7 protein-coding genes are annotated in these 11,236 nt (G+C 70.3%); 3 read left to right on the top strand and 4 right to left on the bottom strand.

Going from position 1 to position 11,236, the window contains the following annotated elements:
* The first annotated feature begins 144 nt into the window (after window positions 1-144).
* Window positions 145-1,305, top strand: a complete 1,161-nt coding sequence (locus AWQ68_RS08195) for a Gfo/Idh/MocA family protein (protein ID WP_066937150.1) — start codon at window positions 145-147, stop codon at window positions 1,303-1,305.
* Between the two features lie 77 nt (window positions 1,306-1,382).
* The gene (locus tag AWQ68_RS08190) at window positions 1,383-4,424 is read left to right on the top strand and encodes a glycoside hydrolase family 38 N-terminal domain-containing protein (RefSeq protein ID WP_066937148.1); all 3,042 of its coding nucleotides are present in this window, start codon (window positions 1,383-1,385) and stop codon (window positions 4,422-4,424) included.
* Window positions 4,425-4,828: 404 nt separating this feature from the next.
* Here the strand turns inward: AWQ68_RS08190 and AWQ68_RS08185 are convergent, their stop codons facing one another.
* Window positions 4,829-5,038, bottom strand: a complete 210-nt coding sequence (locus AWQ68_RS08185; RefSeq protein WP_066937146.1) for a ubiquitin-like protein Pup — start codon at window positions 5,036-5,038, stop codon at window positions 4,829-4,831.
* A gap of 329 nt (window positions 5,039-5,367) precedes the next feature.
* Between AWQ68_RS08185 and AWQ68_RS08180 the strand changes: the two genes are divergently transcribed.
* Window positions 5,368-6,243 (top strand): serine/threonine-protein kinase, encoded by an 876-nt coding sequence (locus AWQ68_RS08180; protein WP_066937143.1) that lies wholly within the window; start codon window positions 5,368-5,370, stop codon window positions 6,241-6,243.
* A gap of 124 nt (window positions 6,244-6,367) precedes the next feature.
* On the opposite strand, the gene dop is transcribed toward AWQ68_RS08180, so the two are convergent.
* The 3 genes from dop to arc form a co-directional block, all read right to left on the bottom strand.
* Complete coding sequence (gene dop, locus AWQ68_RS08175) at window positions 6,368-7,885, bottom strand: depupylase/deamidase Dop (RefSeq protein ID WP_066937140.1); 1,518 nt, start codon at window positions 7,883-7,885, stop codon at window positions 6,368-6,370.
* 82 nt (window positions 7,886-7,967) lie between these two features.
* Window positions 7,968-9,155, bottom strand: a complete 1,188-nt coding sequence (locus tag AWQ68_RS08170; RefSeq protein ID WP_245655802.1) for an acyltransferase family protein — start codon at window positions 9,153-9,155, stop codon at window positions 7,968-7,970.
* A gap of 188 nt (window positions 9,156-9,343) precedes the next feature.
* Window positions 9,344-11,107 (bottom strand): proteasome ATPase, encoded by a 1,764-nt coding sequence (gene arc / locus AWQ68_RS08165; protein WP_066937134.1) that lies wholly within the window; start codon window positions 11,105-11,107, stop codon window positions 9,344-9,346.
* Between the last annotated feature and the right edge of the window lie 129 nt (window positions 11,108-11,236).

Genomic DNA, 11,236 nt, shown 5'->3' with positions numbered 1-11,236 from the left:
CTTGAGACCGGACCCTCGCTCTCGCTCCGGGGCCCGGTCGCCGCATGCCGGGGCGCTTCCCAGGGAATCTGTACCTAGTCACAAATCCGACAAAAAGCTCATTCGCCCATTCTTTCCGGGCGATCGCGGTGATTGGGGGGAGCCATGAAGATCGCTGTCATGGGGCTGGGGATCGCCGCGCAGGTGATGTACCTGCCGCTGCTGGCCCGCCGCAGGGACCTCTTCGAGCTCAGCGCCGTCTGCGACCTGGACGACGCTCACGCGGCCCGGATCGGTGGAGAGCTGGGCGTGACCGCGTACGGCGATCCCATGGCGATGCTCGACAGGGGCGGCTTCGACGCGCTCATCGTGCTCACCAACGGAACGCACGCCCCGTTGGTCCGGGCCGCCCTCGACCGCGGCTACTGGGTGCTGTGCGAGAAACCGCTCGCGTACAGCAGGGCCGAGCTGGACGCCATCCCGGCCGACGCGCGGCTGATGGTGGGCTACATGAAGCAGTACGACCCGGCCACCCAGCGGATGGCCGAGGTCCTCCACGAGGCGGGCGGCCCCGAGTCGGTACGGCATCTGGACGTGACCGTGATGCATCCGTCGAGCGAGTCCCAGCTCCTCTTCGCCAAGGCGCGCACCTCGCACCCGTCGCCGGAGGCGCTCGCGCCGTACACCGAGGCGGACGAGAAGGCGGTCACGACGGCGCTCGGCCCGCGGGCTCCGCAGCGGCTGAGACGGCTCTACTCCCAGGTCGTGCTGGGTAGCCTCTGCCACGATCTGGCGCTGATGCGGATGTTCACCGGCCCGCCGACCGGGGTGGATCACGTGGCCGTCTGGCCGGACGACGTCTTCCCGCCCTCGGTCGAGGCGAACGGGGACCTGGCCGTCGGCAGGTACAGCCTGCGCTGGCACTACCTGCCGGGATATCCCGCCTACCAGGAGCGCGTGATCATTCACCACGAGCACGGCTCGCTCGAACTCGACTTCCCGTCGCCGTACCTGATGAACACGCCCACGACGCTCACCTCGGTGACCCGGCTCGGGACCACCGAGCGGAAGATCGTGTTCCGGGACGTCGCGGAGGCGTTCGAACGGCAGCTCGTCGCCTTCCACCGGTTCGCCACCCAGGACAAACCGCCACTCACCGGACGGGACGGCGCCCTGAGCGATATCGTCACGGCGCAGCGGATCGTCCGGCGCCTCGCCGAATCCACCGGACTGCCGATCGGAGGCGAGGCGGCCACACCGGAGGCGTCCCCGGACGTGGGCGCACCGCCCGCCGCGTCCCCGGGAACCTCGCCGACCACGACCTGAAGCGCATCGCCCGCCATCACCAGCCGCAGCGCCTCGTCCGCCGCCGGGTCGCGCGGACCAGCCCGTGAGGAGCACGCGTGAACACCCCCCACGAGATCGTCGTCGTCCCGCACACGCACTGGGACCGCGAGTGGTACCTGCCCTTCCAGCGGTTCCGCATGGGACTCGTCCGCATGCTGGACGAGGTCCTCGACATCATGGCGGCCGACCCGCTCTACCGCTTCACCGTGGACGGGCAGCTCGCCGCCGTCGAGGACTACCTGGAGATCCGCCCGGAGCGGCGCGACGACATCAGGAGGTTCGTCGAGGAGGGCCGCCTCGCCGTCGGCCCCTGGATGATCCTCGCCGACGAGTTCCTCTGCTCCGGCGAGACACTGATCCGCAACCTGGAGTACGGCATGCGCGGCGCGGCCGCCCTCGGCGGGGCCATGCGGGTGGGGTACCTGCCCGACCAGTTCGGGCACTGCGCGCAGATGCCGCAGATCCTCTCGCTCGCCGGGCTGCGCCGGGCGTGCCTGTGGCGCGGTGTGCCCTCGTCGGTGCGCCGGGACGCCTTCGCGTGGACCGGCGCCGACGGCTCCACCGTCGTGACCCACTACCTGCCCGGCGGGTACGGCAACGCCGTCGCCCTGTTCAGCGGCCCAGGCGAGGGGCTGCCCGACCGGCTCTCGGCGTTCGCCGCGTCCATGCGCCCATGGCGTCCGGACGGTCCGCTGCTCGCCATGTACGGCGCCGACCACTCCGCCCCGGCCGCCGAGATCACGGGACACGGCCCGCGCGTCGCCACCCTCGAGGAGTTCCTGGACCTGGCCGGCGCCCCCTCCGACCTGCCGGAGGTGCGCGGCGAGCTGCGCTCCCACGCGCGGGCGAACATCCTGCCCGGGGTCCTCTCGGCCCGCGTCCCGATCAAACAGGGGATGGCCCGCGCCGAGCGCGTCCTCATCCGGTACGCCGAGCCGCTCTCCGCCCTGTGGCTGGCCGACCGTACCGCGTCCGGACGGCTGCTCGACCTCGCCTGGCGGCGGCTGATCGCCTGCTCGGGGCACGACTCGGTGACGGGGTGCGGCGCCGACGAGACCGCGCAGCAGGTCGCCGCCCGGATCGCCGAGGCGGAGCAGATCGGCCAGGCCGTGGTGGACCTGGTGAGCGCCACGCTGGCCGCCGAGGCGCCGCGCGGCGCGCTGGTCGTGGTCAACCCGTCGCCGTTCGAGCGGACCGCGCTGGTGCTGGCCGACCTGCCCGAGCACCGCTCGCGCCTGACGGACCCGGCGGGAGACGCCGTGCCGATCCAGCGGCTGGAGCACGCGCCCACGCTGCTCGACGAGACCGTCATGGACGATCTCTCCCAACTCCTCGGCCGGGTGCACGAGCGGGAGCTGTTCGGGCACGAGATCGTCTCCTGGGAGGCCGCGGACGGCGTCTTCACGATCACCGTGAGCCGGCACGCCTCCGGCGAATACGCGTACGAGGACCTGCGCCGCGCCATCGTCGAGGCGGGTACCGGCCCGTGGACGGTACGGACGCTGGCCGAACCGGTCGTCACCGTCGCGGCGCAGGTCACCGTGCCGCCGCTCGGCCGCTCCGTCCTGACCGCGGAGCCCTCTTCCTGGGGCTCCGTCCCGCTGACCCGCACACCCGAGGCGGCGGTCGCCCTCGCCGCCCCCGAGGGCACCCTGGACAACGGCCTGCTGCGGGTGACCGTCGCCGGCGACGGCACGCTCTCGCTGCGCGGCCGGGACGGGACCGAGGCGCACGGCGTCGGCCGGATCACGCACGGCGGCGACGTCGGCGACACCTACAACTACGCTCCCCCGCAGGGAGACCTCGTCATCGACCGTCCCGCGTACGTGAAGGTCGAGGAGATCTGCCGGGGGCCGCTCGTGTCCGTGCTGGAGGTCTCCCGGTCCTACGAGTGGCCTGCGGGCGCCGTATCCGCCGAATGGGGCGCGTCCCGCGACGGTGGCGGGCCTCAGGAAGGGGACGGCTCGCCGGACGCCCACGAGAGCGTGAGCACCGTCGTCACCACCCGGGTGGAGCTGCGGGCGGGCGAGCCGTTCGTCCGGTGCGCGATCGCTCTCGACGTCCGCTGCCGGGACCATCGCCTCCGGTGGCACGCCCCGCTCCCCCACCCGGCCGCCGAGTCGTTCGCGGAGGGCCAGTTCGCGGTCGTACGGCGCGGCCTGACCCCGGTAGACGGCGCTGGCGGCGCGGCGGACGTTCCGCCCGGCAGGCCGGCGGAGGATTCCGGGACCGCGACGAGCGCCGAGCACCCCCGGCGGACGGCGGGCCCGGAAGGGGCCGCAGGCGCCGAAGAGCCAGAAGGGGCCGAAGAGACGCACAGGGCGGCACGCGCGGACGACACGGTGGGAGGCTCCGGCGAGCGGCCGATCCCGACCTTCCCCGCCGAGGGATTCGTGGCGGCCGGCGGCTTCGCGGTGCTGCTCGACCACGTCACGGAATACGAGGTGCTTCCCGCCGGGCGAGGAAGCGGCACGGGCGCGGTGGGAGACACACCCGAGCGCCGCGGCGATGTCGCTGCGGCCGACGACACCTCTGTGGTGGTCGACACGGCCCCGGCGGATGTCACGCCCGGGCGTGCGGAGCTGGCGCTCACCCTGATGCGGTCGGTCGGATATCTGTCACGGAACCGGAACCCCTATCGGGACGAGCCCGCAGGGCCGGAACTGGCGACCCCCGCCGCCCAGTGCCAGGGGCCGTTCTCGGTGCGGTTCGCCATCCTCCCCTACGCGGGCGGCTGGGCCGAGGCGGAGCTGCCGCGCCTCGCCGAGGAGTACCGCCACGATCTGCTCGCCGTGCCCGGAGCGGGGAACTCGGACGCGGCGGACCGCTCACGGGCCGCTGAACGGAGGAGTCGCGCGATCGCGGTGTCGGGCGAGGGCGTCGTGATGGCGGCGCTGCGGGAGCGAGACGGCGTGCTGGAGGTTCGCCTGGTCGCGGAGCATCCGACGGCGACAGAGGCCGTGATCCGGGGAGACTTCACGGCAGCGCGCCTCGCCGACGCCCTCGGCTCCCCCACCGCTCCCCTCGCGGTCGCGGCGGGGGTCGTACGGCTGCCGCTGCGTCCCTTCGAGATCGCCACCGTTCACCTCTCGGCCTGAGGCGGCGACGCCATGGGGACCGTTGGGGGCCATGGCCGCCGTCCGGCCGCTCCGGTGTGGCCGGGGAAGGCGCGCCCCGGCCGGTGAGCTGCGGAGTCAAACGGCGGTGTGACGTCGCCAGGGATGCGGCGCACGCCCGGATGACGGGTCGGCGGACCGGTCGGAAGGCCCCGGAGCGGCCCGCGCTGAGATCGCGGATCGGCGGTTCATCGATGGAAGGCCCGGGCGTGGCGCGCGTTCGGATGGCGGATCGGCGGAAAGGCGGCACGACAAGGACCCGGGAGCGGCGCGCATTCGAATCGGCGGAAAGGCCGGAGTGAGGTGCCGGCCCGGGCCCGGAGCCCGCGGATCACGTCCGCGGTCTCCGCCGGACCCGGGCCTCCCCTTCGCGGCCGTTCCCGGCCTTACTGTCCGCCCTTCTGGACGTACGACCTCACGAACTCCTCCGCGTTCTCCTCAAGGACCTCGTCGATCTCGTCGAGGATGGAGTCGACGTCGTCGCTGAGCTTCTCGTGGCGCTCCTGAACATCGGGAGTCGGCTGCGCCTCGGTCTCCTCGACCTCGCTCTCCTGACGGCCCGTCTGCTTCTGGCCGCCGGTGTCCCTCGTCGCCATATGGATACCTCCGCTCGGGGGATGCCTCTCTTTCGTATCTTCCCCGAACCGGGCGACAATTCGCGCGGATCGCCCGCGATCTTTCGCCCGGCTCCGGGGCGGTCCAGACACTCAACCCCCCGCGAGGCCGAAAAGCAAGCCCACGCCCCGCCTACAGGGTGCCGGCGCCACCACGCCACCGGTCCAGAGACCCGGAAGAGCAACCAAGATCATTTCGGAGACCGGATCGTTACCCGTGCCAGAGCCCTGGGACGGACACCCGTGATCCTTTTTGCGACCACAATATGTATCCGGGAGACATAGGGGCGTGTCATGTCAGGGGGTGGCTCATGGGGACGGATCACGAACTGCTGGGAGATCGCTATCGGCTGCTCTCCGCCGTTCGCCGGGGGCGGGGGACGGTCATGTGGCACGCGCACGACCTGCGGCTGCGGCGCAACGTGGCGATCAAGGAGCTGCGGCCGTCCCAGCACGACGACGAGCCCGACCTGCAGACGGCGCGGCGGCGGGCGCTGCGCGAGGCCCGGTCGGCCGCCCGGCTGAGCCACCCCGGCGTGGTGACCGTGCACGACCTGCTGGAGGCCAACGGCCGGCTGTGGATCGTCACGGAGCTCCTCGAGGGCCTCACCCTGGAGGAGACGGTCCGCCACCTGGGCCAGTTGCCGGCCCACTGGGCCGCCTGGGTCGGGTTCCAGCTCCTCTCCGGCGTACGGCACGCCCACGAGACCGGAGTGGTCCACGGGGCGATCGAGCCGGCGAACGTCCTGCTGACCGAGGACCGCGTCGTGCTGACCGACTTCGGGATGGCGGCGATCGACGGCGCGGGCTCGACCACGCTCCCGATCGTCCGTACGGCGGCCTATCTGGCCCCTGAGCGGGTGACCGGCGCGGCGCCGACCGTGGCGGCGGACCTGTGGTCCTTCGGGGCGACGCTGTACTGCGCCGTGGAGGGCCATCCCCCGTACGGCGAGACCAGGTCGCTCGCCGACCTGGTGCGCGCTCTGGGGAGCGAACCGGCGCCGTCACATCGCGCGGGCCCGCTCCGTCCCGTCCTCGAGGGCCTGCTTCGGCGGGATCCGGACGACCGGCTGACCGCCAAAGAGGCGGTCTCGCTGCTGGTCGGCGTGCTCCGGCGGCTGGGCATCTCGGCGGCGCCGCCCGGCCGGCGGCCCGAAGTGCCTCCGGCCCGCGCCTTTACAACGTAGATTTCCGGCGTCGGCCCCGCCCCGTAGCCGCCCGCGCGCTCACAGGCGGCTTCAATCGCCGCGGCGGCGGCGCGCTCACGGCTGGACGCCGCTCACCACCCCGGCGTCTCTTGTCGGGCCGACGTCACTTGTCGCCGGTCAGGGCCGCCACGAGGGCGGCGGCGGTGCGGCAGCGGTCGAGCAGGTCCCCGACGTGGGCCTTGGTCCCGCGCAGCGGCTCCAGGGTCGGCACCCGCTGGAGGGACTCCCGCCCGGGGATGTCGAAGATGACCGAGTCCCACGACGCGGCCGCCACGGAGTCGCTGTACTGGCGCAGGCAGCGGCCCCGGAAGTAGGCGCGGGTGTCGTTGGGCGGCAGCTCGATCGCGCGCTCCACGTCCGGCTCCTCGACGAGGCGCTGCATCCGGCCGCGCGCGACCAGGCGGTTGTAGAGTCCGCGGTCGGGCCGGATGTCGGTGTACTGCAGGTCCACGAGCTGGAGCCGCGGGTGCGACCAGGGCAGGCCGTCCCTGCTGCGGTAGCCCTCCAGCAGTTCGAGCTTGGCCACCCAGTCGAGCTCGCGCGAGAGCTGCATCGGGTTCTCGGCGAGCCGGGTGAGCACCGACTCCCACCGGTTGAGCACGTCCTTGGTCATGTCGTCGACGCCCGCGCCGTAGCGGTCCTCGACGTACTTGCGGGCCTGCTCCAGGTACTCCATCTGGAGCTGGACGGCCGTCATCTTGCGGCCGTTGCGCAGGGCGATCTCGTAGCGGCAGGTCGGGTCATGGGAGACCGCGCGGAGGGCCGCGACCGGCGACTCGACCGAGAGGTCCTGGGTGAGGAAGCCGTCCTCGATCATCGCGAGCACCAGCGACGTCGTCCCCAGCTTCAGATATGTCGAAATTTCCGACATGTTGGCGTCGCCGATGATGACGTGCAGCCGGCGGTACTTCTCCGGGTCGGCGTGCGGCTCGTCCCGGGTGTTGATGATCGGCCGCTTGAGCGTCGTCTCCAGGCCGACCTCGACCTCGAAGAAGTCGGCGCGCTGGCTGATCTGGAAGCCCTCGCCGCGCGAGTCCTGCCCGATGCCGACCTTGCCCGCCCCGCACACCACCTGGCGCGAGACGAAGAACGGCGTCAGGTGCCGCACGATGTCGGCGAACGGCGTCGCCCGCCGCATCAGGTAGTTCTCGTGACAGCCGTAGGAGGCGCCCTTGGCGTCGGTGTTGTTCTTGTACAGCTGGATCGGCGCGTTGCCGGGCATCGCCGAGGCGCGGACGGCGGCGTCGTACATGACCCGCTCCCCCGCCTTGTCCCAGATCACGGCGGCGCGCGGGTTGGTGCACTCGGGCGTGGAGTACTCGGGGTGAGCGTGGTCCACGTACAGGCGCGCACCATTGGTCAGGATCACGTTCGCGAGGCCCAGATCCTCGTCGGTGAGCTGGCTCTGGTCGGCCACCTCCCTGGCGAGGTCGAACCCCCGGGCGTCGCGGAGCGGGTTCTCCTCCTCGAAATCCCACCGAGCCCGGCGAGCTCTCGCGGCCGAGGCCGCAAGGTACGCGTTGACGACCTGAGAGGAGGTCACCATCGCGTTCGCCCCCGGCTGCCCGGGTACGGCGATGCCGTACTCGGTCTCGATGCCCATCACCCGCCGTACCGTCATGCGCACCCCGCCTGCTTTAGGCCATCGTTCCGCCGTTATATCCCCGAGCCTAGCCTCTTCTCTATGCCCGGCTACCGGATAGTTACGGCACAGATGCTTCCTTTGTTTGCGCCGCGACCCCCGTCACCGGTGCGGGAGGGGGCGTCGCGGAAAGCCCGTCGCGCAGCCGGATCCGGTCCAGCGAGGCGCCCAGGGCGGCCCGCAGCCACCGCTGCCCCGGCCGGTCCACGAGCCGGTAGATGAGGTAGGCGACCACGATCGAGGTCGCCATGGTGAGGCCGACCAGCGGCCAGCGTCCGATCGAGTCCTTCAGGCCGGGGATGAGCACGGCCGAGACGTTCTGGTGGACCAGGTAGAGCGGGTAGGTGAGCGCGCCGACTGTGGTCAGCGCCCGCCACCGCAGCCAGCGGAGCCAGCCCAGCGCCACCGCCGCGATCAGCAGGAAGATCAGCGTGATCGCGATGATCGCGCCCTCCGGCGGAGCCGGGTAGTGCGCGAACCCGATCATGTCCACCCGGCCCTTGATCCGTTCGGTGGCCGCGAGCAGGCACAGCCCGTACGACACGCCCACGAAGGTCCACAGCACCAGCGTGGAGCCGAACCTGTAGATCAGGTAGAACGCCATGCCGGCGATGAAGTACGGCGCCTGGCGCGGCATGAACAGGAAGGTCAGCACGTCGCTGCGGGTGCCCTCGGCGACGACCACGAGGACGAGCCAGGCCGCCATGAAGCCGAGGCACCGCCGCAGCGTGATGCCGACCAGGGTGAACAAGCCCACCAGGATGTAGAACCTGAGCTCCACCCACAGCGACCAGAAGACGGCGCCCGCGTGCCCGATGCCGACGCCGCCCTGCAGCATGGTCATGTTGACCAGGTAGTCGCGGAGCGACAGCTTGGGGTCGAAGCCCTTCACGCCGACGAACGTGTACATCACGAAGAGCGCGATCACGACGAACCAGTACGCCGGGTACAGCCGGGAGACCCGGGACACCACGAAGTCGCCGAGGCTGTGCCCCCACGCGCTCATCAGGATGACGAACCCACTGATGAGGAAGAACAGTTCGACGCCGAGGATGCCGAGCGTCGTGACGCGGTTGATGCTCGCGAACAGCGCTGTGGGGTAGTCGTCCCAGAGCGACTTGCTGGCCGCCATGAAATGGAAGGACATGACGGCGAACGCGGCGACGAATCGCAACGCGTCGAGTTCGACGAGGCGTGGCCCCCTCGTCGTACCGCCCGCGGCCGAGCCATGCGCAGGCACATACGTCACGGGAGCACACCTAGGTAGATCACGCCCCTTTGACGTGGATCCGATCTCCTCGGTTCCCCGAAATTTCGCGAATTCTCATGCCGCCATCCGGAAATTAGTACATTTCACCATAAATAGCGTGTTTCCGGATAAAAGGAAAGGCCGGGAGGGGGACCCCCTCCCGGCCTTCGGTGTACCGGAGCCGGTGGCTAGAGGTACTGGCCGGTGTTGGCGACCGTGTCGATCGAACGGCCGGCCTCGGTGCCCTGCTTGCCCTGCACGAGGGTGCGGATGTAGACGATCCGCTCGCCCTTCTTGCCGGAGATGCGGGCCCAGTCGTCGGGGTTGGTGGTGTTGGGCAGGTCCTCGTTCTCGGAGAACTCGTCCACGCAGGCGGCCAGCAGGTGCGCGATCCGCAAGCCCTTCTGCTTGGTGTCGAGGAACTCCTTGATCGCCATCTTCTTCGCCCGGTCCACGATGTTCTGGATCATGGCGCCGGAGTTGAAGTCCTTGAAGTAGAGGACTTCCTTGTCGCCGTTGGCGTAGGTCACCTCGAGGAAGCGGTTCTCCTCGCTCTCGGTGTACATCCGCTCGACGACGCGCTGGATCATCTCCGCGATCGTGCTCTCCCGGCTGCCGCCGTGCTCGGCGAGGTCGTCGCCGTGCAGCGGCAGGTCGCTGATGAGGTACTTGGAGAAGATGTCCCGCGCCGCCTCGGCGTCCGGCCGCTCGATCTTGATCTTGACGTCCAGGCGGCCGGGCCGCAGGATCGCCGGGTCGATCATGTCCTCGCGGTTGGACGCTCCGATGACGATGACGTTCTCCAGGCCCTCCACGCCGTCTATCTCCGACAGCAACTGGGGGACGATGGTGTTCTCGACGTCGGAGGAGACGCCAGAACCTCGGGTGCGGAAGATCGAGTCCATCTCGTCGAAGAACACGATCACCGGGGTGCCCTCGGAGGCCTTCTCCCTCGCCCGCTGGAAGACCAGGCGGATGTGCCGCTCGGTCTCGCCGACGTACTTGTTCAGCAGCTCGGGGCCCTTGATGTTGAGGAAGAAGCTCTTGCCGGACTGGCCGGTCTTCTCCGCGACCTGCTTGGCCAGGGAGTTGGCGACCGCCTTGGCGATGAGCGTCTTGCCGCAACCGGGCGGGCCGTACAGCAGCACGCCCTTGGGCGGACGGAGCTTGTGCTCGCGGAACAGCTCGGAGTAGAGGTAGGGAAGCTCGATCGCGTCCCTGATCTGCTCGATCTGCCGGGAGAGGCCGCCGATCTCCTCGTAGGAGATGTCCGGCACCTCCTCGAGCACCAACTCCTCGACCTCGGACTTGGGAATGCGTTCGTAGACATAGTTGGAACGAGGTTCGAGCAGGAGCGAGTCACCGGCGCGGATCGGCTGCTCCTTCAGCGAGTCGGCCAGCTTGACCACGCGTTCCTCGTCGGCGTGCGAGATCACCAGCGCGCGCTCGCCGTCCTCGAGGAGCTCCTTCAACATGACGATCTCGCCGACGTCCTCGAAGCCGAGGGCCTCGACCACGTTGAGCGCCTCGTTCAGCATGACCTCCTGGCCACGCCGGAGCGAGTCCACGTCCACGGCCGGGCTGACGTTCACCCGGAGCTTGCGGCCCCCGGTGAACACCTCGATCGTGCCGTCCTCCCTCGCCTCGAGGAAGACGCCGAACCCGGACGGCGGCTGCGCCAGCCGGTCGACCTCCTCCTTCAGGGCGACGATCTGGTCCCTGGCCTCCTTGAGTGTGGAGACCAGCCGCTCGTTCTGCCCAGTGAGGGCGGCCACCTGGGCCTGCACCTCATGGAGACGCTCTTCGATGACCCTGGCCTGGCGAGGGGACTCTGCCAGCTTCCGCCGCAGTGCGGTGATCTCCTCTTGCAGGAAGGAGACCTGTGTTGTGAGGTCGGCGACCTCCCGTTCGCGCTGCGCGGCCCGAGCCTCAGCGTCGTCGCGAGCTGCCACGCCCCGTCACCTCCTTCCCCGTCGAGAACGACTACTCAAGACCCTACCTATCTTGCCGCTGTACGTAACCTGGCCGGGCAGTGTTCGTGTAGTTACATCGGGTGTCTGGTGTTTAGCACCGAATGGGCG

Origin of the sequence: Microtetraspora fusca, from assembly GCF_001570365.1 — a bacterium.
GTDB classification, from domain to species: Bacteria; Actinomycetota; Actinomycetes; order Streptosporangiales; family Streptosporangiaceae; genus Microtetraspora; species Microtetraspora fusca.
Note: the sequence above shows the minus strand (reverse complement) of the source record. Positions and strands in the feature narration are given on the sequence as shown.